Origin of the sequence: Nonomuraea solani (assembly GCF_900108335.1) — a bacterium.
Lineage (GTDB): Bacteria > Actinomycetota > Actinomycetes > Streptosporangiales > Streptosporangiaceae > Nonomuraea > Nonomuraea solani.
The window spans coordinates 178,631-204,595 of sequence record NZ_FNVT01000004.1; the positions used below are offsets into that span (position 1 = coordinate 178,631).

Below are 25,965 nucleotides of genomic sequence, written 5' to 3' on the forward strand. Positions count from 1 at the left end.
AACGCTCACGTGCGTATACCTCCGACCGGCCGCAGGCCACGGGAGCGCAGGAAGTCGTCGAAGGCCGCCCCGGTGGTGAACTTGGGCTTCCAGCCCAGCACGGCCTCCAGCCTGGAGGTGTCGACCGCGCGTCCATGGCTCATGAGCCGTAGCTGCTCAGGGGAGTATTCGACCAGCCCGACGCGGCGCACGGCGTTGCCGAGCACCTTGAAGGCGGGCGAGAGCAATGGCAGCGACGGCCGCCCCGCCCTTCTCGCACACTGCGACAGCAGCAGCACGCCAGCCCCGGCCACGTTGAACGTGCCGGGGTGATCTTCGGTCGCCATCCGGCGCAACACCTCGACCGCGTCGTCCTCATGGACGAACTGCAGCCGCGGGTCGAAGCCGAGCACGCTCGGCAGCACCGGCTGGGTGAAGTAACGAGTCAGCGGCGAGTCGACGCCGGGACCCATGAAGTTGGCGAAGCGCAGCAGCGACACCGTCACGTCGGGACGGCGCCGCGCGAAACCCCGCACGTAGCCCTCGACCTCGGCCGCGTCTTTGGCGTAGCCGTGGCTGGGGCCGTCGTGCGGCTCCAGGTCTTCGGTGAAGACCGCGGGATCTCGTGGCGACGAGCCGTAGACGGCAGTGGTGGAGCGCACCACCACGCGCCGCACGGTCGCCGACCGCTGGCAGGCGCCGAGCAGCTGCATGGTGCCGATGACATTGTGCTCTTTCATGGCCGCCCTGCCACCGCTCCGCGAGGGAGCGCTGACGAGGCTCATGTGCACAACGGTGTCGATGTCCGCGGCCGCGATCACCTGGGCGATGTCGGGGCTGCGCAGATCCACCCGGACGAACTCCGTCCGGCCGAGCGAGACGCCGCCATCTCGCGTGAGCGAGGGGGGCGGCACGGTGTCCACTCCAATGACACGGCTGATGTCCGGGTCTGTCGCCAGAACGCTCGCCACCCGGGCGCCTATGTGGCGCGAGACCCCGGTGACGAGCACGGTGTGGGTCATCAGCGCCTCGCAGCTGCGTCGGTTATTTCTTGTTACGCCGCTGGATGCGCGTCTTCTTGAGCAGCTTGCGGTGCTTCTTCTTAGCCATCCGCTTGCGGCGCTTCTTGATCACAGAGCCCACGGGACCCCCAGGTACTGATAGCAAGTTTGAACCGGAGTGCGAGCGCACACCGGCTCACAGACTACCGGCGATCGGCGGTAGATCGCCCCTCGGGGGGTGAGAGCCCGGTCACCTGCGGCGACCGGGCTTCTCCCGCGACAGCACTCACGACACGATCGCGCGTGCCGCTACATCAACCTGCCTCGATGTAGGCCTCCCGAAGATAATCGTGTACCGCCTGCTCAGGCACCCTGAACGAGCGGCCGACTCGAATGGCCGGCAACTCGCCAGAGTGGACGAGCCGGTAAACGGTCATCTTGGACACCCTCATGACCGTCGCGACTTCAGCCACGGTCAGGAACTTCACCTCGCTGAGAGGTCTTTCGCCTGCACCCATCGGACGCCTCTTCCGCACGTGTTTCCGGGTTATCCCCACTGGTGCCATTGCTCACGCACGTGTACTGCCGTCAGCGTAAGTCGGGACTCCGAGAGCGCAAACCCCCTATTTTCTCAGCTCTCAGAGCGGCCTGTCAGCCGAACCAGCGAAATCCCTGGCCAGCCGCAGGACCGAGCACCTCACCTGGACGTTGGAACTGTCCAAGTTGCCACACATAAGAGTCTCTGGAGCCCAGTCAAATGTTGGCAAAGGGACAGCGAGCCGCTTGGAATGCAGGCGCGAAAAGACGGTATGGGGATGACCGAATTGAACTCAAAGGGCTCGTGAGACTTCTGTGACCAGTCTCTCCGTCAACGGAGTGTAATAGCGTGGTAGCACATTGTCATCCAACGGCACCACCACCTCAATTTTTCCTTCCGCCTCACCGAGGAAGAGCCCGGGGTCGTTGCAGTCGGCGAACGCCACCGTCGGCGCACCCGCCTCACCCGCCGCGCCCGCCCAGCCGTGGTCGGCGATCACGAGGTCGGGCAGATCGCCGTCGAGCTCGTGCAACATGTGCCGCATCGGGGCCGAGTCGTGGGTGTGCACGAAGCCGCCGCGGTCGTCGAGCATCGCGATGTCCTGCAGGTAGCGGATCCGCCTCGGCCGGCCGAACCCGGAGCCCGCGTACGTCCAGCCCTCGCCGGGCGTCAGCAGCCGGGCGCCGCGCTCGACGCAGAGGGCGGCCAGCGGCAGGTGGACGGCCAGCAGGCCGGTGGGGTGGCCGGTGGCGAACAGGATGCGCGGGCTCGGCCGCGACAGCACGGCGGCGATGCGCTCGGCCATGGCGTCGAGCGCGTCGATCGTCAGGTCGGGGTCGATGGTGTCCTGGCCCCAGCGGTGGCCGGGGTCCGCGACCACGCCGGCGGACTTGGCCATCAGCGCCAGGATGTCGCGGTAGGACCACGGCTGCTCGAACGTCAGGCCCAGCGCGTAGTAGCCGTCGCCGTTGGCCAGGGAGCTGAAGTGGTCGAGGTTGTTCTCGCGGGGGGTCGCGACATCGCCGGCGATGCGAGTGTGGACAAGGTGCTCACGGAGTTCGTCGCGGCTCAGCACAGCTTCTTTCCTTGATTAGGGCATCGGATCGAGGCCGTGCAGGGGGAACACCGCGTGCCGGGTCGCCATGACCGCACGGTCAATGGGGTCCGCTGGGTCATAACCACCGGACAAGTCACGAAATTCCGGATTACGGCCGTCTGTCATGGTCAGGGGCGCCACCTCGCCCGTACGGTCCCTGACGAACCGCCGCCAGCCCTCGCTCGTCGGCGTGGCGGGGTCGATCGGATGCCCGGCCAGCTCGGCGATCAGGTGCGTCCACGCCCGCGGCACGACCTGGACCAGCTCGTAGCCGCCCCCGCCGGTCGCGATCCACCGGCCGCCGGCCGTCTCGTGGGCCAGGCGGTGCAGGGCGGCGTAGGCGGCCCGCTGGCCGTCGACGCTGAGCATCAGGTTGGCGAGGGGATCGAGCGCGTGGCTGTCGCAGCCGTGCTGGGTGACCAGGATCTCCGGCTCGAACTCGCGCAGCAGCGGCGGCACGACCGCGTGGAAGGCCCGCAGCCAGCCGGCGTCGCCGCAGCCGGCCGGGAGCGCGACGTTGACGGCGGTGCCGTCGGCGCCGGTCTCCTCGGGGAAGCCCGTGCCGGGGAACAGCGTGCGCGGGCTCTCGTGCAGGCTGATCGTCAGGACCCTGGGGTCCTCGTAGAAGGCCGCCTGCACGCCGTCGCCGTGGTGGACGTCCACGTCCACGTAAGCGACGCGGCTCGCGCCCTGCTCCAGCAACCAGGCGATGGCCAGCGCCGGATCGTTGTAGACGCAGAACCCGCTGGCCGTGGCGCGCATGGCGTGGTGCAGCCCGCCGGCGACGTTGACCGCGTGCTCGGCCGAGCCCTCCCAGACCGCGCGGGCGGCGGCCAGCGAGGCGCCCGCGATCAGCGCCGAGGCCTCGTGCACACCGGCGAAGGCGGGGTTGTCGGCCGTGCCGAGCCCGCAGCCGAGATCGGGCCGCCCGGAGGCGGACACCCGCTTGACGGCCTCGATGTAGCCGCGCTCGTGGACCAGGGCCAGCTCGTCGTCGGTCGCGGGGGCGCAGCCGGCCATCTCGACCTTGTCGAGGACGCCGAGCTCGCGGGCGAGCGCCATCGTGAGCTCCACGCGCACGGGCGCGAGTGGATGGCTCGGGCCGAAGTTGTAGGAGGTGAGAGCGTCGTCCCAGATCACCCGTGCCGACCGGCTCATGCCAACCCCTCCACGCGCTCCCTCGCCTTGCGCCGACGTTACCGCAGCGCAGACACCTCGTTGTAGCCCGGGTTCAAGCACCGGAAACCTACCAGCAACATCGATATTTCGTGCTTTAGGGTTTTAGCGTGCGCCCGGGGCGAGCCTTTCTCAAGATCGCGCGATTTTTCAGGCGTCCCAAGGTCTTCGACCGGACGCTGCTGATCGTGCTCGCCCTGCCCTTGGCCCTCCTCCTGACCGTCGCGCGCATCACCGACCAGACGTCCGTCGTCCCCGCCGCCGTGCACTACCTGGTGGGCATCGTTCTCCTGGTCAAGCGGCGTGACCGGCCGATCCTCACGCTCGCGATGATGGCCGTGGCGGACATCGCGGGACTGTCCGTGGGCGCCGTACAGTCCCTCAACCTGCCCACCGTCATCGCCTTCTACGGCCTGGGCCGCTTCACCTCCGGCCGGACGACCGCGATCGCCGCGGCGGTCGCCTACGCCGCGTACGCGACGACGATGCAGCTGACCCTGGCCGGGGGCGTCGGCTGGCTGACGGCGCTGTTCGCCCTCGGCGTCCCGCTGGGCACGGGCCAGCTCGTCCGGCTCAGGAGCGAGCTCAGCGAGCGGCAGCGGCGCGACGCCGCCGACGCGGCGGTCCGCGCCGAGCGGCGGCGCATCGCGAGGGAGCTGCACGACGTGGTGGCGCACCACATCACCGTCATCAACGCCCTGGTCGGCGGCGCGCGGGCGACGCTCGCGCCGGGGCAGGACGTCACGCGGGACGCCCTGGAGAGCGCCGAGCAGACCGCCAGGCAGGCGATGGCGGAGATGCGCGGGCTGCTCGACGTGCTCAGGGCCGACGGCAACGAGGGGCCGGACGCCGCGACCGGCGTCGGGGCGGAGCGGCTACCCTCGCTGATCAAGGAGGCCAGGTCCGCCGGCCTGCCCGCCAGCCTGACGGTGACGGGAGAGCCCGTGGAGCTGCCCACCGCCGTGGACCACGCCGTCTACCGCATCGTGCAGGAGGCGCTGACCAACACGCGCAAGCACGCGGTCAGCGCCAAGGCCACGGTCCTGCTGGCCTACGGGCCGGCGGCCGTGGAGGTCGAGGTCGTCGACAACGGCCTGACGAAGCAGGAGGGGACCCCGGGGTTCGGGCTCGGCGGCATGGCCGAGCGGGTGGCGCTGTGCGGCGGCCAGTTGTCCACCGGTCCACGCCCAGAAGGAGGCTTTCGCGTGCACGCCCGCATCCCCCTGGAGAAGGCATGATCGAGATTCTCCTCGTCGACGACCACAAGCTGGTCCGCATGGGGTTCAAGCTGATGCTCGACGCGCAGCCCGACATGCGGGTGGTCGGCGAGGCCGAGGACGGCGAGCAGGCGGTGGACATGAGCGTCCTGCTGCGCCCGGACGTGGTGCTGATGGACCTGCACTTGCCGGGCCTGGACGGCGTGCGCGCGACCGAGCGGATCACCGCGGACCTGCCCGAGGTGCGGGTGCTCGCGCTGAGCACGTTCGATCTGGACGAGAACGTGGTCGCGGCGCTGCGGGCGGGCGCGGTCGGGTTCCTGCCGAAGGACGTCTCCCCCGAGGAGCTGATCGAGGGCGTCCGTGTGGTGCACCGCGGCGAGTCGGCCGTCGCGCCGCGCCTGCTGACCCGCCTCATCGGTACGTTCGTCCGCGCCGGGACGGAGGGGCCGCGCCCACGGCCGGTGCCCGAGCTGGCCGGGCTCACCGACCGCGAACGGGAGATCCTCGTCCTGATCGCCCGCGGCAGGTCCAACACGGAGATCGCCGCCGACCTGGCCGTCTCCCCCTCCACTGTCAAGAACCATGTGACGAACCTGTTCGCCAAGATCGGCGCGAGAGACCGGGCGCAGGCCGTGATCGTCGCCTACGAGGCGGCGCTGATCCACCCTGGAGAGTAGGACCAGGCTCCTATACCGGCCCGCCGGAAACGGTTCCCGAGCAGGAAGAAACCGGCCGCCCGCGACGGCACGCTGGGATCATGACCGCGATCCGAGCCACGAACCTGAGCAAGCGCTACGGCGGCACGACCGCCGTGGCGGACCTGTCGTTCGACGTCGAGCCCGGTCAGGTGACCGGGTTCCTGGGCCCCAACGGTGCCGGTAAGTCGACCACCATGCGCATGATCCTCGGGCTCGACCGTCCGTCGGGCGGCTCGGTGCTCGTGGACGGCCGGCCGTACGAGGAGCTGCGGCATCCACTGCGCAAGGTGGGCGCGCTGCTGGACGCCAAGGCCGTGCACGGCGGGCGCAACGCCCGCAACCACCTGCTGGCCATCGCGCAGAGCAACGGCATCCCCGGCTCCCGCGTCGGCGAGGTGCTGGAGCTCGTGGGCCTGCGGGAGGTGGCGAAGCGGCGGGTCGGCGGGTTCTCGCTGGGCATGTCGCAGCGGCTGGGCATCGCCGCGGCGCTGCTCGGCGACCCGGAGATCCTGCTGTTCGACGAGCCGGTCAACGGGCTCGACCCCGACGGCATCCTGTGGATCCGCACGTTCATGCGCAAGCTGGCGGCGGAAGGGCGCACCGTCTTCGTCTCCAGCCATCTCATGAGCGAGATGGCGCAGACCGCCGACCACCTGATCGTGATCGGTAAGGGGCGGCTCATCGCGGACACGAGCGTTCAGGAGTTCATCGGGCGCAGCTCTCAGGGGTACGTACGCGTCCGCTCCCCGCGCCTGGCCGAGGTCGCCGACCTGGTCAAGGTGGGCGACCTGCACACCGACCACCTGCGGGTGACCGCCATGAACACGCTCGAAATCGGCACGCTGACCGCGCGGGCCGGGATTCCGCTGGAGGAGCTGACGTTCGTGCGGCCCTCGCTCGAAGCGGCGTACATGGAGCTCACCAAGGACAGCCTGGAGTTCACCTCATGATCGACATTTTCCGGTCCGAATGGACCAAACTGCGCTCGGTCCGCTCGACGGTCTGGACGCTCGGCGCCACCGCGCTGCTCATGATCGGCATCGCCGCGCTCCTCAGCGCCTCGGCCGCGGGCTCGACGGACCAGGCCATGTCCACCGAACAGGTGGTCATGCTGAGCCTGATGGGCGTCAAGTTCGCGTCGTTGTCCATGGCCACGCTGGGCGTGCTGGTGATCTCCAGCGAATACCGCACGGGCGGCATCCGCACGTCGCTGATGGCCGTACCGAAGCGGATCAGCCTGCTGACCGGCAAGATCGTCGTGTTCACGGCGGTGTCCCTGGTCGTCGCCGCGGTCGCGGCGGCGGCCTCGATCGCGACCGGCCTGTTGATCACGCAGCCGCCGTCGGCCGAGTGGGCCGGGATCGCGCAGGCGGTGCTCGGGGCCACGCTCTACCTGAGCGTCTGCGGGCTGTTCGGGCTGGGGCTGGGCACGCTGATCCGGCACACGCCCGGCGCGATCGTCACCGCCATCGCGCTGATGCTGGTGCTGCCCTCGCTCGCGACCATGCTGCCGGGGCAGTGGGGCAAGACCGTCCAGGACTACTTCACCACCAACGCCGGGGAGCAGATCGTGCTCTTCAAGGACGGCAGCTCGCTGGGACCGTGGGCCGGGCTGGGCGTCTACGTCGCCTGGGTGGCCGTCGCCATGCTGGCGGGCGCGGTGCTGCTGAAGCGCCGCGACGCCTGATCACGCGAGCGGGAGCGGGGGACGGGGTGCGGCGCAGGAAGTGAGGCGCGGGGGCGCTCACTCGGCGCGGAGGGCGATGACGGGGTCCAGCCGGCCCGCCCTCCGCGCCGGCGCCACGCCGAAGAACACCCCGACCGCCGCTGACACCCCGAAGGCCAGCGCGATCGACCACCAGGTGATCGTCGCGGGCACCTCGGTGAGCGCCTCGATGGTCAGCGCGCCGCCCACCCCGAGCAGGATCCCGATGAGCCCGCCGATCGTGGTCAGCAGCACCGCCTCGATGAGGAACTGCGCCAGGATGTCGCGCTGCCTGGCCCCTAGCGCCTTGCGCAGCCCGATCTCGCGGGTCCGCTCGCGCACGCTGACCAGCATGATGTTCGACACGCCCACGCCGCCGACCAGCAGCGAGATGCCGGCGATGGCCGCCAGCACGCCGGTCAGCACGCCCAGCACGCTGCCGATCGTGCCGAGCAGCGCGGTCTGCGTGACCGCCGAGAACTGCTCGCCGGGATACCTGTCGCGCAGCGCCGCCGTCACCTTGTCCGACAGCGGATCGATCTCGTCGGGCCCAGACGCTCCGACCGCGAGCCCGTTGATCCGCTCGATCCCGAGCAGCCGCTGTGCCGTCGTCACCGGGATGTGGATGTCCTGGTCGCGCGTGAGCCCGAACGTCTGCCCCACCGTCGTGTACACCCCCACCACCCGGAACCGCGCCCCCGACACCGTGACCTGCCGTCCGATCGGGTCCAGGTCGCCGAACAGCCGGTCGGCCACCTCGGAGCCCAGCACGGCCACCCTGCGCCGGGTGTCCACGTCGGTCTCGCTCAGCGGGCGTCCCTTGGCGATGGGCCGATCGAAGATGTTGACCAGGTTCTGGTCGGTGCCGATCACGGTGACGAACGCCTCGGTTCTGCCGACGCGTACGGTCTCACCCGACTGCAGCGACACCGTCACCTTCGACGGGTCGCCCACCACGCGCCGTACGTAGGCCACGTCGGCCAGGCCGAGCTTGCTCTGGGTGGGGGCCGCGCCCAGGCTGAGGCGGCCGGGCACGACGAGGATGATGTTCGTGCCGAGGCCGGAGATCTGCTTCTCGATCTCGTCCTTCGCGCCCGTGCCGATCGCCACCAGGACGACCACGGCCAGCACGCCGATGATGACGCCGAGCATGGTCAGCACGCTGCGCAGCCGGTTGACCCGCAGCGCCTCCAGCGCCATGACCAGCGCCTCGCCGCCCTTCATGACAGGTCCCGCTCGATCAGCCCGTCACGTACGTGGATCTGCCGGCGCGCGTGGGCGGCGATCTCCGTCTCGTGCGTGACGAGCACCACGGCCACGCCCTGGTCGCCGTTGAGCCGGTCGAGGATGGCCATGACCTCGGCGCCGTTGCTGGTGTCGAGGTTGCCGGTGGGCTCGTCGGCCAGCAGCACCTTGGGCTCGCCGACCAGCGCCCTGGCGATGGCCACGCGCTGCTGCTCGCCGCCGGACATCTGCGAGGGCCGGTGCTCCATACGGTGCCCGAGCCCCACCGACTCCAGCGCCGCCCGCGCCCTGTCGCGCCGCTCTGACCGGCCGAGCCCCCGGTAGACCAGCGGCAGCGCCACGTTGTCCAGCGCCGTGGTCCTGGCCAGCAGGTGGAAGGACTGGAAGACGAAGCCGATCGTCTTGTTCCGCAGCTCGGCCAGTTCGGCGTCGGAGAGCCGGGAGATGTCCACCCCGCCCACCTTCAGCACGCCGGCGGTCGGGCGGTCGAGGCAGCCGAGCAGATGCATGAGCGTGGACTTGCCGGATCCTGACGGGCCCACGATGGCGGCGAACTCGCCCTGGTCGATCCGGATCGACACGCCGCGCAGCGCCTCCACGGCCACGCCGTCGAGCTGGTAGCGGCGGGTGAGGTCCACCGCTTCTATCGCGGGGGTCATGGGAAGCGCTGCCCCTCCCGTACGGAGTCCGCGCCCTTCACCACGATCCGGTCGCCCACGGACAGCCCGCTCACCACCTCGACCACCGCGTCGCCCTGGGCTCCGAGCTTGACCACGCGCCGCTCGGCGACGCCGTTCCTGATCGCCCAGACCACGCTCTCGCGCCCGCTGGAGACGATGGCGGAGGCGGGCGCGGCGACGGCCGACGGAGATTCGCGCACGGTCAGCCTCGTCACGGCGCTCATTCCCGGCTTGGGGGTGGGCGCCTTGGAGCCGTCGTCGAAGGCCCCGGGGCCGAGCGTGAGCCGTACGGGGTAGCTGACGCCGCCCGTCGTGCCCTCCATGGGGGTGACGCCGATGCCGGTGACCGCGGCCGTGTACGTGGCGCCGGGGACCGCGTCCAGCTCGACGGCGGCCTTGTCACCCTTCTCCACCAGCAGCACGTCCGTTTCGTCCACGTCGGCGTCGAGGGTGAGCCTGGAGACGTCGGTGACGGTGACGATCGAGTCGCCCGCCGACACGGGCACGCCGGTGGCCACGGGAGAGCCCGACGATGATCCGCCCGAGGGCAGCGACGGAAGTTGCGCCCCACCGCCGGGCAACTGGCTGAGCAGGCTTTCGACGCCGCTCGGCCCGCCGCCGCCGGACGCGCGGCCCAGGGTGACGACGCCGGCGAACGGCGCCTTGATCGTGAGCGACTTCACCGTGCTCCGCGCGGCCTTGACCGCCGCCTTGGCCTGCGACGTCGAGACGGCCCGCAGCGAGGCCATGGAGCTGGACAGGCCGCTGGTGACGCCGGACAGGATGCCGCTGATGGAGCGGTTGAGCTGGGCGGTGATCGAGGCCAGGGCCCTGGACTGCGCCCTGTGCTGGGCCTGGGCCAGGTCGATGGCGCTGAGGAGCTGCTTGCGGGCCTGGCGGTCGCCGACCTTGCGGGCCTCTCTGCGGGCCTTGGCGAAGTGGGTGGCGACCTTGCGGTCGAACGCGCCGGTGTCGAACGACGGGAGGCGCACGGCGGGGCCGAACGACGCGGCCGGGCTGGCCATCTTCGACGCCTGGCGGGCCTGGCGGAGCTGGTCCTCGGCCTGGGGTGAGCGGATCTTGGCGAGGATCTCGCCCTTGCGCACGGCGTCGCCCTCTCGGATGTACAGCTTGGCGATCGTGCCCTGGGCGGGAGAGCGCAGTGTCGCGGAGGCGCGCGCGCCGATCGTGGCGGGGGCCTCGACGACCTCGGTGACCGGTGCGCGGCGGACGTCGGCGAGTTGGACGGCCGCCGGTTCGCCGGACGTGCAGCCGGTCAGTGCTAACAGGACGAGCAGCGGGGCGACCCCGCGACGGACCGTCACCCGACCCATCGTAGGAGCACGCCTGCCCGCCCCTCCAAGCGACCACTCGGCAGGTGCGGTGTCAGCCTGAGGCGAGCTGGCGCCCCCGGTCGCGGGCGGCCTCGATGGCGGCCAGGAAGGCGGCGCGGACGCTGTGCCGCTCCAGCTCGGCGATCGCCGCGATCGTCGTGCCCCCGGGCGAGGTGACGGCCTCCCGCAGGATCACCGGGTGCTCACCGGAGTCGCGCAGCATCACGGCGGCCCCCACGATCGACTGGGTGACCATGTCGAGCGCCGCCGCCCGCGGCATGCCGAGCAGGATGCCCGCGTCGACCATGGCCTCGACCAGGTAGAAGAAGTAGGCGGGACCACTGCCGGACAGCGCGGTGGCGGCGTCCTGCTGCGACTCGGGGATGCGCAGCACCTTGCCGACCGGCTTGAGCAGACCCTCGGTGAGCTTGAGGTGCTCCTCGCCCGCGTGCGCCCCCGCCGAGATCACGCTCATCGCCTCGTCGAACCTGATCGGCGTGTTGGACATGACCCTGACCACGGGCACCTCGACGCCCAGCCGCTGCTCCACGAACGCGGTCGTGATGCCGGCCGCGGCGCTGATCACGAGGCGGTCGGCGGGCACGTAGGGGGCGATCTCAGTCAGCAGCGTCGCCATGTCCTGCGGCTTGACGGCCAGGATCAGCGTGTCGGCCGCCTTGGCCGCCTCGGAGTTGGAGACGGTGCGCACGCCGTAGCTCTCGCGCAGCGCCTGCGCGCGTTCGGGCCTGCGGGTGGTCGCCATGATGTCGCCCGGCTTGAACCCGGCGCGCAGCAGCCCGGACAGCAGGGCCTCGCCCATCTTGCCCGTGCCCAAAATCGCGATCATTTCGGCCCCTCGAGGAATAGACGCTGGTCTGAGAGCCTATCGGCTAGCGGCGCGAGGCCAGCGAGCGCAGGAAGAAGGCCAGGTTCCTGGGGCGTTCTGCCAGGCGGCGCATGAGGTAGGCGTACCAGTCGGAGCCGTAGGGGACGTAGACGCGCATGCGGGCGCCGAGACCGGCCAGGCGGGCCTGTTCCTCGGGGCGCACGCCGTACAGCATCTGGTATTCGAAGCCGGTCAGGTCGCGGCCGTCGAGGACGGCCAGCGTGGAGGCGATCCGTACGAGCCTGGGGTCGTGCGTGGCGACCATGGGGTAGCCGGTGCCGGCCATCAGGACCTTCAGGCACCGTACGAAGGCGCGGTCGATGTCGGCGGTCCTGGTGTAGGCCCCGGGCGCCGTGTAGGCCCCCTTGCACAGGCGCACCCGCGCCCCGACGAGCTTCTCGCAGCGGTCCAGCGAGTCCGGCAGGTACGCCTGCACCACCACCCCCACCTCGGGATGCTCCCTGCGCAGCGCGGCGTGCACGGCGTGCAGCCCGGGGATCGTGTCGTGTTCCTCGGCGTCGAGCGTCACCGTGACGCCCTTGCGCTCGGCGGCGGCGCAGATCGCGGCGGCGTGGTCGAGCGCGAGCCCCCGCGAGAGCCGCAGCCCGAGCGCGGTGAGCTTGATCGACACGTCGGCCCCGGCGGGCAGCAGGCGGAGCAGCGCCAGGTGGTCGCCGACGGCGGCCTCGGCCTGCGCCTGGTCGGTGACCTCCTCGCCGAGATGGTCGACGGTGACGAGCAGGCCCTTGCGGGTGAGGTCGCCGACCACGGCGCCGATGTCGCCGGCGACATAGCGGCCGACCACGTCGGAGGTCAGCGGCGAGGTGGTGACGAGCCGCTCGGCGCGTCGGCTCTTGGAAAGGGCGAGCATGGCCTGACGGAGCACGTGCTCCACACTAAAGACTGAACCGCCGGGCCGCGTGATCCGTCGTAGGGATATGCGGACAATGACAGCGACTCTTCTGGCCGGATGTCTGGTGCTCGCCACGGGATGCGGCGCGGCCCAGCCCGCCGGCAGTGCGGCCCCCTCGACCCCCGAGAAGCCACCGGTCGTGTCGAACCCGGTCACCACCACCCCCACGAAGGGCCCCGAGCCGGTCAAGCCGACGCGCAACGCGATCAACGTCCACAAGATCCAATGGACCAAGGCGAAGCCCGTCTCGAAGGGCAGGAAGATCCAGCTCACCTGGTGGTCCGGCGTCGCGCCCTGCACGGTGCTCAGCCGGGTCAAGGTGACGGAGACCGGGAAGAAGGTCACGATCACCCTGTACGAGGGCACCGCGCCCAAGGCCAAGAACATGTCGTGCATCATGATCGCGGTGGAGAAGACCACCACGGTCAAGCTCAAGAAGGCCCTCGGCAAGCGGAAGGTCGTCGACGGCGCCAAAAAGTGACCTGTCCAACAGCGGACACCCCTGGTGACAACTGATCGATTTGTTGCGATACATCGTTCAGGCACCGAAGGCGCGGGGGCGCCGATGACGAACTTGGGGGGTCCCGTGAAACGGCTTGGCCGCACGTTGCTCCTCCCGTGAGCTGAAGCCATCTCCCACGCGGACCCCCGGCACGCGCCCACCGTCTCGGGGGTCCGCCCTTGTGCTACCGCTCCTTCACGCAGCCGCGCGGGTTCTCGGGCCGAGCGTCGGTCCAGCCGCCCGTGAAGACGCCGTAGACCATGACGCTGCCCTCGGGCAGCCCGGGCCGCGCCTCGTCCGTGGAGGTGACCGTGGCCAGGGTCATGCCGGTGCGTGGGTCGAGGAGATGACGGCTCTGGATGGACACCAGCTCGCCCGAGTACCGGGTTCTCTCCTTCCTGTCGACCACGCGCACCGACAGGCCCGGCCGGCCCGTCGGGTCCTTGACGGTGCCGTAGGTCTTCGTGCCGGGCAGGGAGGCCAGCAGCCGCAGGGTGGCGGCCCGCTGGCCGGGGCGGAGCGGCAGGTCCAGGAGCGCGGCCGTGGCGGATGCCACGTACGTCTCGACGGGCTGCATCAGGCCCCGCTGCTCCAGGACCCGGTGGTGGGCGCGCAGGGCCTTCTCCAGGGCCGCCGGTTCGGCGGGCAGCTCGGCCAGTTCGTCCAGGGACAGGCCGTTCAGGGGCGAGCCGGGCAGCTTGTCGTTTGGATCGGCGTTCCACCCGTAGGTGCAGTCCTGCTTCTTCTCACTGTTGACGGGCAGCGGCGCGCACTGCTCGGATTTGGCACCGCTCGGACAATCGGGCTTGACCCGCGCCGGTGAACCGGCGGCCCGCCAGGCCCGCTCGTCCGCCGGCGCGGCGGGCTGTGCGACGGAGACATGCCGGGTCCACATCGCTGGGTCCGTGGCGTCGCGCGGGTGCCAGTAGCTGCTATTCGACGTCACCAGGAGCGTGTAGGAGCCCGCGGGCATGCGGTGCCCGATGACCGTGCTCCGCCGCCAGTACGCGCCACTGAGCTCCGGCAGCCGCTCCACCCGATCGGCCAGGTCGAGCAGCGCCTGGTTCGGGGCGGTCGCCGGCCGGGCGACCGGGGCCGGTGTGAGATTCGACACCAGGGCGAACACGACCCCCACGACCACCGCCGTGGCCGGGGCCGCCGCCCACAGCGCCCACGGGTGCCCGGCCCGCCGGCGCGGCCCGGCGGCCACGCGAGCGCGGGCCCTGGCGACGACCTCGGGCGACGGCGGGGCCGCGTCCGGCAGGGCACGAGCGAGCAGGTCCAGCTCATCCATCGTCAGTCCTCCTGCAACGGGTTGACATCGCCCAGCGCCTTACGAAGCTGCTTACGCGCCCGGTTCAGCCGGGAGGCGACGGTTCCGAACGGGATCTCCAGGGCGGCGGCCACCTCGGCGTGGCTCAGCCCGCCCAGCGCGATGAGCAGCACCACGTCGCGGTCACGCTGCTTCAGCGCGGCCAGCGCCCCCGCGAGCGGGCCGGTGAAGCGCGCCGCGGCCACCCGGTCGAGGACCTCGTCCTCGTGGCTCACGCGGTCGCGCTCGGCGGAGCGGCCGATGGCCTTCCACCGCCTGATCTCGGTACGGCGATACCGCGCCACCAGGTTCGTCGCGATCCCGTAGAGCCACGGCCGCACCGCCCCCATCGAGGCGTCGTAGCCCCCGCCGAGCGCGATCACGAAGACCTCGGCCGCCAGATCGTCGGCGACGTCCTCGGACAGCCGCCTGGCGATGTAGCGATGGATCTCGGCGAAGTGCGCGTCGAAGAGATCGGGCGGAACCTGTAAGCGTTCGACCCCGTTGCGCATGTTGTGCACCATCACGACCGTTCTTGCCCGAACGCGGGGAATGGTTTCACGCTCACGAGGGTTGAGTCGGGTAGGCTCAAGTCGTTTGACAAAGACGACACGCATCCATAGGTTGAGTCCAATCGACTCAACTTTGACTACAAGGACGTACTCATGGCACGTGCGGTAGGTATCGACCTTGGGACGACCAACTCCGTCGTCTCGATCCTCGAGGGCGGTGAGCCCACCGTCATCGCCAACGCGCAGGGCTCGCGGACCACGCCGTCCGTGGTCGCCTTCGCGAAGAACGGCGAGGTTCTGGTCGGCGAGGTGGCCAAGCGACAGGCCGTCACCAACGTGGACCGGACGATCCGCTCCGTGAAGCGGGAGATGGGCACCAACTGGTCCCAGGAGATCGACGGCAAGAAGTTCTCGCCCCAGCAGATCAGCGCCTTCGTGCTGCAGAAGCTGAAGCAGGACGCCGAGGCCTACCTGGGCGAGAAGATCACCGACGCCGTGGTCACGGTTCCGGCCTACTTCAACGACGCCCAGCGCCAGGCCACCAAGGAGGCCGGCACGGTGGCGGGCCTCAACGTGCTCCGCATCATCAACGAGCCGACCGCCGCCGCCCTCGCCTACGGGCTCGACAAGGAGGAAGACCAGACGATCCTGGTCTTCGACCTCGGTGGCGGCACCTTCGACGTGTCGCTGCTCGACGTCGGCCAGGAGGACGGTCACGGCTTCGTCGAGGTCAAGGCCACCTCGGGTGACAACCACCTCGGCGGCGACGACTGGGACCAGCGCGTCGTCGACGAGCTCGTCAAGCGCTTCCAGAACGCGCACGGCGTCGACCTGGCCAAGGACAAGATGGCGCTCCAGCGTCTGCGCGAGGCGGCCGAGAAGGCCAAGATCGAGCTGTCCAGCCAGTCCGAGACCAACATCAACCTGCCCTACATCACGGCCTCCTCCGAGGGCCCGCTGCACCTGGACGAGAAGCTCACGCGCTCCGAGTTCCAGCGGCTGACGGCCGACCTGCTCGAGCGGACCAAGGGCCCGTTCCACCAGGTCATCAAGGACGCCGGCATCAAGGTCGCGGACATCGCCCACGTGGTGCTCGTCGGCGGCTCGACCCGCATGCCCGCCGTCTCCGAGCTCGTCAAGGAGCTGACCGGCGGCAAGGAGCCCAACAAGGGCGTCAACCCGGACGAGGTCGTCGCCATCGGCGCCGCCCTGCAGGCCGGTGTGCTCAAGGGTGAGGTCAAGGACGTCCTGCTGCTCGACGTGACCCCGCTGTCGCTGGGCATCGAGACCAAGGGCGGCATCTTCACCAAGATCATCGAGCGCAACACGACGATCCCGACCAAGCGCTCCGAGGTCTTCACCACGGCCGAGGACAACCAGCCGTCGGTGCAGATCCAGGTCTACCAGGGCGAGCGCGAGATCGCCTCGTACAACAAGAAGCTGGCCACCTTCGAGCTGACCGGCATCGCGCCGGCGCCGCGCGGCATCCCGCAGATCGAGGTCACCTTCGACATCGACGCCAACGGCATCGTCAACGTCTCCGCCAAGGACCTGGGCACAGGTAAGGAGCAGACGATGACGATCACCGGCGGCTCCGCGCTGGCGAAGGACGACATCGAGCGCATGATGCGCGAGGCGGAGTCGTACGCCGAGGAGGACAAGAAGCGCCGCGAGGAGGCCGAGGTCCGCAACAACGCGGACGGTCTGGCCTACCAGACGGAGAAGTTCCTCCGCGAAAACGACGACAAGGTCCCCGGCGACATCAAGACCGAGGTCAACGAGGCCCTGGCCGAGCTGAAGAAGGCTCTGGAGGGCACCGACACCGACGTCATCCGCACCTCGGCGGAGAAGCTCGCCACCACGAGCCAGAAGATGGGCTCGGCGATCTACGCCCAGAACCAGGGGCAGCAGGGCGGCGAGGGCGCCCCGCAGGACGCGACCACCGACGAGGACGGCCAGAAGGCCGACGACGACGTGGTCGAGGCCGAGATCGTCGACGATGACCAGCCGAAGAAGGACAAGTGATGCCGCCGCGTGAAAACGGGCACGACGAGCCGGTGATCCGCGACAACCGCAAGATAGACCCGGAGACGGGTCAGGTCAGGGAGACGGCGACCGTGCCACAGGAGGTCCCGGGCGACGTGCTTGAGCCGCAGGACGGCGAGCTGGCGGCCCAGCTCGCCGAGCGAACCGCTGACCTGCAGCGCGTCCAGGCGGAATACGCCAACTACCGCCGGCGGGTCGAGCGCGACCGCATCGCGGTGCGCGAGCAGGCCGCCGCCGGGGTGCTGGCGGAGCTCCTGCCCGTGCTCGACGACATCGGCAGAGCTCGCGACCACGGCGAGCTCACCGGCGGCTTCGCGAAGGTGGCGGAGTCGCTGGAGTCGGTGCTCACCAAGCTCGGTCTCAGCTCGTTCGGCCAGAAGGGCGACCCGTTCGACCCGATGGTCCACGAGGCCCTGATTCACAGCTATTCGCCGGACGTCACCGAGCCAACGGCGATCGAGGTGTTGCAGCCTGGATATCGGATGGGTGACAGGGTGCTGCGCCCGGCGCGGGTGGCCGTCGCCGAGCCGGAGGACGCTCCTGCCGCGTCCAATGACGACGAAAACTGATCACAAGGACGAGGGGCCGTAGATGAGCACCAAGGACTACCTGGAAAAGGACTACTACGCCGTCCTTGGTGTGCCCAAGACCGCCACCGCCGAAGAGATCAAGAAGGCCTATCGGAAGCTGGCCAGGCAATACCACCCCGACACCAACCAGGGTGACACGGCCAAGGAGACCAAGTTCAAGGAGATCTCCGAGGCCAACGACATCCTGTCGGACAGCAAGCGCCGCAAGGAATATGACGACGCGCGCACGCTGTTCGGGTCCGGGGTGGGGGGCCAGCGGCCCGGTGGTGGCGGTTTCCCGTTCGACTTCGGCGACCTGTTCGGCGGCACCGGCCAGCAGAGCGGCCAGAGCGGGGGTGCGGGCGAGCGGCTCGGCGACCTGTTCGGCGGGCTGTTCAACCGTGGCGGTGGTGGCGGCGGCACCCGCACCACCAGTGCGACGCGGCCGCGGCGGGGCCAGGACGTCGAGTCCGAGGTCACGCTGACGTTCACCGAAGCGGTCGAGGGCACCACCGTCTCGCTCAGGCTGACCAGCTCGGCCGCCTGTGCCGCGTGCACGGGCACCGGGGCCAAGGCGGGCACGACCCCCAGGGTCTGTCCCACCTGCGAGGGCACCGGGGCGGCCAGCCGCAACCTGGGCAACTTCGCCTTCTCCGAGCCCTGCCGCGACTGCAAGGGCCGGGGTCTGATCGTGGACGATCCCTGCCCCGTGTGCGAGGGCAGTGGCCGGGCCAAGAGCACGCGCACCATCCAGGCGCGCATTCCCGCGGGGGTGGCCGATGGCCAGCGGGTCAAGCTCAAAGGCAAGGGCGCGCCGGGCGAGAACGGCGGCCCGGCCGGCGATCTCTACATCCAGACCAACGTCAAGCAGCACGCCGTGTTCGGCAGGATGGGTGACAACCTGACGATCACCGTGCCGGTGACGTTCACGGAGGCCGCTCTGGGGGCCGAGATCAAGGTGCCGATCCTCAAGGGCATGCCGGTCACGCTGCGCATTCCCGCGGGCACGCCCAACGGGCGCACCTTCCGGGTGCGCGGCAGGGGCGTCACCCGCAAAGACGGCACCAAGGGCGACCTGCTCGCCAGCGTCGAGGTGACCGTGCCGAAGACGCTCGACGACAAGTCGCGCGAGCTTCTCAACGAGTTCAACACCGCGACCGCGGGTGAGGACCCGCGCGCTGAGCTCATTCAGCGAGCCAGAAGCGAGTAAGCCGATGGACGCCAATTATTTCGACCTGTCAGACGACACCCCTGTCTATGTGATTTCGGTGGCCGCGCAGCTTTCCGGGCTCCACCCGCAGACGCTGCGCCAGTACGACCGGCTCGGGCTGGTCAGTCCTGGCCGCACCGCGGGGCGCGGCCGCCTCTACTCCACGAGAGACATCATCCAGCTCCGCGAGGTGCAGCGGCTCTCCCAGGAAGAGGGCATAAACCTCGCGGGGATCAAGCGGATTCTCGAGCTCGAGAACGAAGCTCTGCGGTTGCGTGAGGAAGTGCACCGTCTGCGCGCCGAGATGCGGATGGTCAGAGCGCTCATCCGCTACGAGCTGCCACCGGGGGCCTAAGGGGACATGGACTACAAGCTCACCCAGAAGAGTCAGGAAGCGCTCTCGGGGGCCATGCGGCGTGCCGCCGCGGAAGGCAACCCGGAGATCTCCCCGGCTCACCTGCTGACCACGCTGCTCTCCCAGACGGGCGGCACCGCCGTGCCGCTGCTCGAAGCCGTCGGCGCCGACTGGCGCACGGTGCGGGCGCGGGTGGAGGAGCAGCTCGCCGCGCTGCCGAAGGCGCAGGGCTCGACGGTGGGGGCGCCGTCGAGTTCGCGCCAGTTGCTGACGGTGCTCAACACCGCCGCCCAGCACGCCAACCGCCTGGAAGACCTCTACGTCTCGACCGAGCACCTGCTGGTCGGCCTGGCCGCCGACGGCGGGCAGGCGGCCGAGCTGCTCAAGTCGCAGGGGGCGACGCCGCAGGCGCTGCTCGACGCGTTCGAGAAAGTACGCGGCAACGCCCGCGTCACCAGCGAGACCCCCGAGGACACCTACCAGGCGCTGGAGAAATACGGCGTCGACCTGACCGAGAGCGCCCGTAACGGCAAGCTCGACCCGGTCATCGGCCGTGACTCCGAGATCCGCCGCGTGGTCCAGGTCCTCAGCCGCCGCACCAAGAACAACCCGGTGCTCATCGGCGAGCCGGGCGTCGGCAAGACCGCGGTCGTCGAGGGCCTGGCCCAGCGCATCGTGGCCGGCGACGTGCCGGAGTCGCTGCGCAACAAGCGGCTGATCTCGCTCGACCTGGGCTCGATGGTGGCCGGCGCGAAATACCGCGGCGAGTTCGAGGAGCGGCTCAAGGCCGTGCTCTCCGAGATCAAGGAGAGCGACGGGCAGATCGTGACGTTCATCGACGAGCTGCACACGGTCGTCGGCGCGGGCGCCGCGGAGGGCGCCATGGACGCGGGCAACATGCTCAAACCCATGCTGGCCCGCGGCGAGCTGCGCATGATCGGCGCGACCACGCTCGACGAATACCGCGAGCGCATCGAGAAGGACCCGGCGCTCGAACGGCGCTTCCAGCAGGTCTACGTGGGTGAGCCCACGGTCGAGGACACGATCGCGATCCTGCGCGGGCTCAAGGGCCGCTACGAGGGCCACCACCAGGTGCAGATCGCCGACAGCGCGCTGGTGGCCGCCGCCGCCCTGTCCGACCGCTACATCACCAACCGCTTCCTCCCCGACAAGGCCATCGACCTGGTCGACGAGGCCGCCTCGCGGCTGCGCATGGAGATCGACTCCCGCCCTGTGGAGATCGACCAGCTCCAGCGCAACGTCGACCGGATGAAGATGGAGGAGCTGGCCCTGTCGAAGGAGACCGACGAGGCCTCCGTCCAGCGGCTCGACCGGCTGCGCCAGGAGCTGGCCGACCGCCAGGAGGAGCTCAACGCCCTCGTCGGCCGCTGGGAGCAGGAGAAGGCCGGGCTCAACAAGGTCGGCGAGCTGAAGAAGCAGCTCGACGAGGCGCGCGGCGCCGCCGAGCGGGCCCAGCGCGACGGCGACTTCGAGGCCGCGTCCCGGCTGATGTACGCCGAGGTGCCCCGGCTGGAGCAGGCCCTCAAGGCCGCCTCCGACGCCGCGCCACCGGACAACGCCATGGTCAAGGAGGAGGTCGGCCCCGACGACATCGCCGAGGTGATCTCGTCCTGGACCGGCATCCCGGCCGGGCGGCTGCTGGAGGCCGAGACGGCCAAGCTGCTGCGGATGGAGGAGGAGCTGGGCCGGCGTCTCATCGGGCAACAGCAGGCCGTACAGGCCGTTTCCGACGCCGTACGCCGCAGCCGCGCGGGCATCGCCGACCCCGACAGGCCGACGGGCTCGTTCCTGTTCCTCGGGCCGACGGGTGTGGGCAAGACCGAGCTGGCCAAGGCGCTCGCGGACTTCCTGTTCGACGACGAGCGGGCGATGACCCGCATCGACATGAGCGAATACTCCGAGAAGCACAGCGTGGCCAGGCTCGTCGGCGCGCCTCCGGGCTATGTCGGCTACGAGGAGGGCGGCCAGCTCACCGAGGCCGTCAGGCGGCGCCCGTACACCGTGGTGCTGCTCGACGAGGTGGAGAAGGCCCATCCCGAGGTGTTCGACATCCTGCTGCAGGTGCTCGACGACGGGCGGCTGACCGACGGCCAGGGCCGCACGGTCGACTTCCGCAACACGATCCTCATCCTGACCTCCAACATCGGCTCGCAGTTCCTCGTCGATCCCCAGCTGGAGAACGGCGCCAAGCGCGAGGCCGTCATGGGGGCGGTGCGGAGCTCGTTCAAGCCCGAGTTCCTCAACCGGCTCGACGACGTGATCCTCTTCGACGCGCTCGGCACCGAGGAGCTGGCGCAGATCGTCGACCTGCAGGTCGAGCGCCTGGCCCAGCGCCTGGCCGACCGCAGGCTGACGCTGGAGGTCACGCCGGCGGCCCGCGAGTGGCTGGCGATGACGGGCTACGACCCGATGTACGGCGCCCGCCCGCTCCGCCGCCTGGTCCAGTCCGCCATCGGCGACAAGCTGGCCAAGGCCGTGCTGTCGGGCGAGATCGTCGACGGCGACAAGGTGCTGGTCGAGCTCGGCGACGACGAGCTGCTCATCCAGCGCGGCTGAAAAAGCGCGCCAGGAGCCCGGGGACCCAGGAGGTCTCCGGGCTCCGGCGTGTCATGCCCGGGTCATCGGGCCCGCCGCTTGGTAAGGTTCGGCCCACTCTTCGGACAAGCCGCATTCCCCCGCGCGAGAGCTTGACTACGTTCAGCGTTCGTCAGATCACCGAAACTGATCAGGGGGACGTGCGATGTCATTCCAGAAGATCCAGAGCATCATTGCGGTGGCCACTCTGACCGCGGGCGTTTCCTGGCTGGCCACGGGCCTTGCCGCGGCGAAGACCTGCCCCAACACGGAGCCGGCCCTGCTCTCACCCACTTCGATCGCCGCGTACTGCGACGAGCACGCCAACCTTCGCGTGAACGACGGCGGCCCGGGCAGCAGCCGGATGGTCACCTCACAGAGCAGCAAACTGGCCATGGCGGCCGGCGACATGGCCAGGCAGCTCGGGCTGACCGGCCTGGCCACCGGGAAGTCGGCTCTGGGCGTGGCGGACCTCGGCGGGATGGCGGCGACCTGGGGCATGCCCTCGCTGGCCTCGGCGTCGCCCTCGCTGTTCCCCATGGTGCCGGGACCGATCGGCATGAAGGACCTGTCGACCATGGCGGGCATGCCCGCGCTGCCGGCGCTGCCCGAGCTGCCCGACACGCCGCTCACGGCGAAGCTGCCGGCCGAGATGACGCTCGGCCAGGCCCCCTACCACAACCGCATCGCGGGCTCCGGCATCCAGTCGCCGATGGACGTCGAGCGCCCGGTGCGGGAGGTCAGTGAGGACGTCGTGAGCGTGCTGCTGCCGAAGGTGGCCGAGAGCATCGAGGGCAGCTCGATGCTGCCGGGCGGCGAGGTCATCTCCGGCTTCGGCGGCCTCGTCACCAACCTGGGCCTGAACTGACCCATGGTTGGAGCGGGCCCCGCCGGATGATGGCCGGGCCCGCCGGGGTGAGGCGGCCTCAGGAGACGAGTTCGTCCAGCTCGTCTTCGGGAAGCCCGAGATCGACTCTGATCCGATAGCGGGTGCGCAGCAGCGCCACCTGCTCGGGGTCGTTCTCGTCACACTTCAGTGCGGCCTGGGTGGCCCATTCGAGCCCCCCTTGGAGGTCGCCATAGGCGACCAGCGTCTCGGCGATCGTGTGCGCGGTCGCCGTGGAGACGTCTCCTTCCGCGCGTATGGTCTCGATGACCTCCCTAGCCTCATCAGGCCGGTCGAGCTCGAAGAAGGTGTCGGCGATGCCGGCACGCGGATCGAAGCCCGCCTCGCCGCCATCCTCGACCGCGCGCTGGAAACACTCCATCGCGCGCGCCGGTTGCCCCGCCGCCCGCCACTCCTCAGCGGCGAGAACCAGGATGGACGCCCTGGAGACGTCGCCCGACGAATAGTCGAGAGCGACGTCGTAAAGCCGACTGGCCAAGGAACTGTGGTCGTCGGCCAGCAGGGCCTGCTCAAGCAGACGATCAAGGTGCTCACGGGTCACATGCGCCACACCGCGAGACTACCGAGACGCCCGGCCCTTTGCCCGGTCAATCCGCATCGCCGGTCCGGCACAAATTCGGTAACGACTCGCCCAATCCTAGGCCCGGCAAGCGTGTTCGCGCAGGTCACAGGGCATATACGAGTCGCTTTGCCGCCACGCGAGCGAAGGGGGCCGTGATGGGCTTGTCCAAGCAGATGACCTTCACGCTGGCCTGTACCGTCGTGCTGTCGGCCCTCGGACCGGGCGTGGCCGGCTATCTGTCGGCCCGTCTGGAGGCCATCGAAGCCGCCGAGCGCAACCTGCACGCACTGGAGGTCCGCCTGAACGTCCGCGAGGCCAGGGACGCGCGCCCGGCCTCGTTCCCCGCGCCGTGCCTGCGTTCGCCGGTGCCGCCGCGGATCCAGCAGGTGCCCGCGACCGCGCTCAAGCGCTGGCATCCCGACATGCCGGCCTGGCTGCCCAGCCTGCTGCGGGAGCTGGAAGAGGCCGGCGAAAACTGAGCGATCGGCCCGGCGGCGCGGTCGCCGAGAAGAGCGCCGCCCCGGCACCCGTCAACGGCTCAGAGGGGTGACCACGACTTCAGCTGACGGGACAGGAACCCTCTGATCATGTGTTTGGCCGCGTCGATGACCTCGGGGTCGCCCTCGGGGTCATGGCGGAAGGCCAGCTTGAGCACGGCGTCTCCCGCCTCGACCGCCACCAGCACGGCCAGGTCGAGCGCGGGACTGTCGGCCAGCCCGAACTCCTTCAGGAACAGCCCGCGCAGCCGCCCCGCGATCACCGTGTTGTTGTCGGAGTCGGAGTCGAGCAGGTTGAGGTCGACGGCGTCGCCGAAGCGCAGGCTCTTGAAGCCGGCGACGGATCGGTGCATGTCGACGTATTCGTCGATGATCGCGTCGACCGCCTCCCACCAGCCGCGGTGGTCCTCTTCGAGGAATCGGCGATCGACCCGGCGTACGAACTCCTCGACGTTGCGCCGGGTGAGCTCCTGGGTGATGGCCCGTTTGTCGGGGAAGAACTGGTAGACCGAGCCGATGGCCACGCCCGCGCGTTCGGCTATGCGCGTGGTGGACAGGGCCTCGTAGCCGGTCTCGTCGAGGAGCTCGGCGCACGCGTCGAGCATGCGCTCGACGCGCCGGGCACTGCGGCGCTGTGCGGGCTGCCGCCTGAGGGCTTTGGGTTGGATGCAGTCATCATCCATTTGCGGCGTGGACACGGATTCATCTTCTCCCGTAACCGCGATCGTTACCTGCCATTTTGCGGATTTCTCTCGGCTCCGATCAACCGGGCCAGTCCGCGCATCGCCCGCGGCGAAATTCTGGAGAGGACATAACCGATTTTCCCCTCCAGGTTGACCGGAACGACGGCCTGATTCCGGTGCACCGCCCGCAGAATGTGCGCGGCCACGCGCTCGGGCGGGTAACCGCGCCGCGCGAGCCCCCGCACGGCCTCCTGCCGCGTCTCTTCGTCCGCGTACGTGGCGTTGCCGGCAATGGCCGTGGAGACGAAACCCGGGCAGATGGCGCTGACCCCGATCCCCTGATCCGCCAGTTCGGCTCTGAGACAGTCGCTGAGCATCTTCACGGCGGCTTTCGAGGCCGAGTACGCGGGCAGCACCCGCGACGGCGCGAACGCGGCCAGAGAGGCGACGTTGACGATGTGGCCACCCTGCCCGCGCTCGGCCATGGCGGCGGCGAACACGCGGCACCCGTGGACGACGCCCCACAGGTTGACGTCGATGGTCCTGCGCCAGTCGTCGGCGGTGTGGTCGAAGAACGACTTGACCACCGCGATCCCGGCATTGTTCACCACAATGTCCGGCACGCCATATTGAGTAATGATATTTTGCGAAAAATCCTCCATCTGGTCGATATTCGAGACATCAACCTGCATGGCGTACGCCGTACCTCCGAGGTCTTTATCAAGGGCATCGGCGGCCCGCCGCGCCGCGTCAGCATCGATATCCGCACAGACAACCTCAGCCCCATGCGCGGCGAACGCCCGCGCCGTCGCCAGCCCGATCCCGGACCCCGCGCCGGTGACCACCACCAGCCGCCCGCCGAACGCCCCGCCCCCCGCACGCCTCATCCCCGCGGGCGCGGGAGCGCCCTCCACGTGCTCCACGAACTCGGCCACCATCCCGGCGACGGCCTCGGGGCGGCTGCGATGCGCCCAGTGCCCGGCCACGATCTTGCGGTGCCACAGCCTGGGCGCCCACCGCCCGATGGACGCGAGCAGCGCCGGCGTCACACAGGCGTCCCTGGTGGCCTCGATGAGCTGCACGGGGACGTCGGGAAGGCGCGGATCGAGCTCCTCGAACGGCATGTTGCGCCGGTAGAGCCAGAGCCCGTCGCGCCCGTCGCTCGCCAGCGTCTCCGCCGGATGCCCGGGCCGTGGCACGACCCCCTCGCCCCGCCGCAGCGTGCGCTCGATCACCCACGGCATGAAGGAGCGCCACGCCAGCTCCGGCAGCACCGGCAGCCGGAACGCTCCGATGTACCAGGACCTGAGGTGCTGCGCCACGACGTCACGCCGGCGCCCGTGCCGCATGAAGTGCGCCACCTGCCGGGGCCCAGGCCCGCCCAGACTGGTGAACGAGGCCACCCGCTCCCGCCCGAGCGCCTCCCAGCCCTGCAGCGACCCCCAGTCGTGCCCCACGAGGTGGACCCGGGACGCGCCGACGGCCTCGATCACCGCGTCCAGGTCGGCGAGCAGGTGGCCGAAGCCGTGGTCGCGCCGGTCGCGCGGAGCCGTTGAGCGTCCCGCGCCGCGTACGTCGTAGCGCACCACGTGGAAGCGGTCGCGAAGGAGCGCGGCCACCTCGTCCCAGACGCGGTGAGTGTCCGGGTAGCCGTGGAGGAGCAGCACCGTCGGCGCGGCGGGATCGCCCTCCTCGAAGACCGCGAGCCGCACGTCACCGGACTCGACCCACCGCATCGCGACCT

General features: G+C 70.0%; 26 protein-coding genes and 1 pseudogene. 12 read left to right on the plus strand and 15 right to left on the minus strand.

Going from position 1 to position 25,965, the window contains the following annotated elements:
* Positions 1-5: 5 nt before the first annotated feature.
* The 5 genes from C4V41_RS16375 to C4V41_RS16395 form a co-directional block, all read right to left on the minus strand.
* Positions 6-1,001: an NAD-dependent epimerase/dehydratase family protein gene (locus tag C4V41_RS16375; protein ID WP_103956751.1), complete on the minus strand. Its 996-nt coding sequence runs from the start codon at positions 999-1,001 to the stop codon at positions 6-8.
* A 22-nt stretch (positions 1,002-1,023) separates the two neighbouring features.
* Positions 1,024-1,122: a 30S ribosomal protein bS22 gene (locus tag C4V41_RS16380; protein WP_018654693.1), complete on the minus strand. Its 99-nt coding sequence runs from the start codon at positions 1,120-1,122 to the stop codon at positions 1,024-1,026.
* A gap of 172 nt (positions 1,123-1,294) precedes the next feature.
* Positions 1,295-1,498: a helix-turn-helix domain-containing protein gene (locus C4V41_RS16385; RefSeq protein WP_026214222.1), complete on the minus strand. Its 204-nt coding sequence runs from the start codon at positions 1,496-1,498 to the stop codon at positions 1,295-1,297.
* A 312-nt stretch (positions 1,499-1,810) separates the two neighbouring features.
* A complete protein-coding gene (locus tag C4V41_RS16390) occupies positions 1,811-2,593 on the minus strand; it encodes a phosphatase (protein ID WP_103956752.1) in 783 nt (260 codons plus the stop codon).
* A gap of 15 nt (positions 2,594-2,608) precedes the next feature.
* The gene (locus C4V41_RS16395; protein WP_200824022.1) at positions 2,609-3,772 is read right to left on the minus strand and encodes an acetoin utilization protein AcuC; all 1,164 of its coding nucleotides are present in this window, start codon (positions 3,770-3,772) and stop codon (positions 2,609-2,611) included.
* Positions 3,773-3,900: 128 nt separating this feature from the next.
* Here C4V41_RS16395 and C4V41_RS16400 point away from each other — a divergent pair, with 128 nt between their 5' ends.
* The 4 genes from C4V41_RS16400 (at position 3,901) to C4V41_RS16415 (ending at position 7,395) form a co-directional block, all read left to right on the plus strand.
* Positions 3,901-5,028, plus strand: coding sequence for a sensor histidine kinase (locus C4V41_RS16400; RefSeq protein ID WP_103956754.1), 1,128 nt, complete (start codon positions 3,901-3,903; stop codon positions 5,026-5,028).
* Entirely contained in the window at positions 5,025-5,687 is a 663-nt protein-coding gene (locus tag C4V41_RS16405; RefSeq protein ID WP_103956755.1) for a response regulator, read from the plus strand. The genes C4V41_RS16400 and C4V41_RS16405 overlap by 4 nt, the downstream gene beginning before the upstream one ends.
* 80 nt (positions 5,688-5,767) lie before the next feature.
* On the plus strand, positions 5,768-6,658 hold the full coding sequence (locus C4V41_RS16410; protein WP_103956756.1) for an ABC transporter ATP-binding protein: 891 nt from the start codon (positions 5,768-5,770) through the stop codon (positions 6,656-6,658).
* Entirely contained in the window at positions 6,655-7,395 is a 741-nt protein-coding gene (locus C4V41_RS16415; RefSeq protein ID WP_103956757.1) for an ABC transporter permease, read from the plus strand. The genes C4V41_RS16410 and C4V41_RS16415 overlap by 4 nt, the downstream gene beginning before the upstream one ends.
* 57 nt (positions 7,396-7,452) lie before the next feature.
* Here C4V41_RS16415 and C4V41_RS16420 read toward each other — a convergent pair whose 3' ends face one another.
* From C4V41_RS16420 to C4V41_RS16440, 5 genes are all read right to left on the minus strand, one after another.
* Positions 7,453-8,637, minus strand: coding sequence for an ABC transporter permease (locus C4V41_RS16420; protein WP_103956758.1), 1,185 nt, complete (start codon positions 8,635-8,637; stop codon positions 7,453-7,455).
* The gene (locus C4V41_RS16425; RefSeq protein WP_103956759.1) at positions 8,634-9,317 is read right to left on the minus strand and encodes an ABC transporter ATP-binding protein; all 684 of its coding nucleotides are present in this window, start codon (positions 9,315-9,317) and stop codon (positions 8,634-8,636) included. Before C4V41_RS16425 ends, C4V41_RS16420 begins: the two co-directional genes overlap by 4 nt.
* Positions 9,314-10,663, minus strand: coding sequence for an efflux RND transporter periplasmic adaptor subunit (locus tag C4V41_RS16430; protein ID WP_160150301.1), 1,350 nt, complete (start codon positions 10,661-10,663; stop codon positions 9,314-9,316). The genes C4V41_RS16425 and C4V41_RS16430 overlap by 4 nt, the downstream gene beginning before the upstream one ends.
* 61 nt (positions 10,664-10,724) lie before the next feature.
* Positions 10,725-11,519 carry a pyrroline-5-carboxylate reductase gene (gene proC, locus C4V41_RS16435; RefSeq protein WP_103956761.1) on the minus strand — a complete coding sequence of 265 codons (795 nt, stop codon included), beginning with the start codon at positions 11,517-11,519 and terminating at the stop codon, positions 10,725-10,727.
* A gap of 43 nt (positions 11,520-11,562) precedes the next feature.
* Positions 11,563-12,444 carry a proline dehydrogenase family protein gene (locus C4V41_RS16440; protein WP_200824023.1) on the minus strand — a complete coding sequence of 294 codons (882 nt, stop codon included), beginning with the start codon at positions 12,442-12,444 and terminating at the stop codon, positions 11,563-11,565.
* Positions 12,445-12,505: 61 nt separating this feature from the next.
* Here C4V41_RS16440 and C4V41_RS16445 point away from each other — a divergent pair, with 61 nt between their 5' ends.
* Positions 12,506-12,952, plus strand: coding sequence for a hypothetical protein (locus C4V41_RS16445; RefSeq protein ID WP_235030161.1), 447 nt, complete (start codon positions 12,506-12,508; stop codon positions 12,950-12,952).
* A gap of 205 nt (positions 12,953-13,157) precedes the next feature.
* Here C4V41_RS16445 and C4V41_RS16450 read toward each other — a convergent pair whose 3' ends face one another.
* Positions 13,158-14,267 (minus strand): hypothetical protein, encoded by a 1,110-nt coding sequence (locus C4V41_RS16450; protein ID WP_103956763.1) that lies wholly within the window; start codon positions 14,265-14,267, stop codon positions 13,158-13,160.
* Positions 14,268-14,269: 2 nt separating this feature from the next.
* Entirely contained in the window at positions 14,270-14,797 is a 528-nt protein-coding gene (locus tag C4V41_RS16455; RefSeq protein ID WP_146103677.1) for an RNA polymerase sigma factor, read from the minus strand.
* A gap of 153 nt (positions 14,798-14,950) precedes the next feature.
* Here C4V41_RS16455 and dnaK point away from each other — a divergent pair, with 153 nt between their 5' ends.
* From dnaK to C4V41_RS16485, 6 genes and pseudogenes are all read left to right on the plus strand, one after another.
* Positions 14,951-16,822 carry a molecular chaperone DnaK gene (dnaK, locus tag C4V41_RS16460; RefSeq protein ID WP_103956765.1) on the plus strand — a complete coding sequence of 624 codons (1,872 nt, stop codon included), beginning with the start codon at positions 14,951-14,953 and terminating at the stop codon, positions 16,820-16,822.
* A complete protein-coding gene (grpE, locus tag C4V41_RS16465) occupies positions 16,822-17,412 on the plus strand; it encodes a nucleotide exchange factor GrpE (protein ID WP_103956766.1) in 591 nt (196 codons plus the stop codon). Before dnaK ends, grpE begins: the two co-directional genes overlap by 1 nt.
* Positions 17,413-17,434: 22 nt before the next feature.
* A complete protein-coding gene (gene dnaJ / locus C4V41_RS16470) occupies positions 17,435-18,622 on the plus strand; it encodes a molecular chaperone DnaJ (protein WP_103956767.1) in 1,188 nt (395 codons plus the stop codon).
* 4 nt (positions 18,623-18,626) lie between these two features.
* Positions 18,627-18,950: pseudogene (locus C4V41_RS16475) on the plus strand (heat shock protein transcriptional repressor HspR); the annotation flags it as partial.
* Between the two features lie 33 nt (positions 18,951-18,983).
* On the plus strand, positions 18,984-21,554 hold the full coding sequence (clpB, locus tag C4V41_RS16480) for an ATP-dependent chaperone ClpB (RefSeq protein WP_103956768.1): 2,571 nt from the start codon (positions 18,984-18,986) through the stop codon (positions 21,552-21,554).
* Positions 21,555-21,771: 217 nt separating this feature from the next.
* On the plus strand, positions 21,772-22,440 hold the full coding sequence (locus C4V41_RS16485) for a hypothetical protein (RefSeq protein ID WP_146103678.1): 669 nt from the start codon (positions 21,772-21,774) through the stop codon (positions 22,438-22,440).
* A 58-nt stretch (positions 22,441-22,498) separates the two neighbouring features.
* Here C4V41_RS16485 and C4V41_RS16490 read toward each other — a convergent pair whose 3' ends face one another.
* Positions 22,499-23,029, minus strand: a complete 531-nt coding sequence (locus C4V41_RS16490) for a hypothetical protein (RefSeq protein WP_235030162.1) — start codon at positions 23,027-23,029, stop codon at positions 22,499-22,501.
* A 167-nt stretch (positions 23,030-23,196) separates the two neighbouring features.
* On the opposite strand from C4V41_RS16490, the gene C4V41_RS16495 reads away from it, so the two are divergent.
* Positions 23,197-23,520: a hypothetical protein gene (locus tag C4V41_RS16495; RefSeq protein WP_103956771.1), complete on the plus strand. Its 324-nt coding sequence runs from the start codon at positions 23,197-23,199 to the stop codon at positions 23,518-23,520.
* A 59-nt stretch (positions 23,521-23,579) separates the two neighbouring features.
* Here the strand turns inward: C4V41_RS16495 and C4V41_RS16500 are convergent, their stop codons facing one another.
* Entirely contained in the window at positions 23,580-24,221 is a 642-nt protein-coding gene (locus tag C4V41_RS16500) for a TetR/AcrR family transcriptional regulator (protein ID WP_235030240.1), read from the minus strand.
* 44 nt (positions 24,222-24,265) lie between these two features.
* Entirely contained in the window at positions 24,266-25,957 is a 1,692-nt protein-coding gene (locus C4V41_RS16505; RefSeq protein WP_103956773.1) for an SDR family oxidoreductase, read from the minus strand.
* Positions 25,958-25,965: the final 8 nt, after the last annotated feature.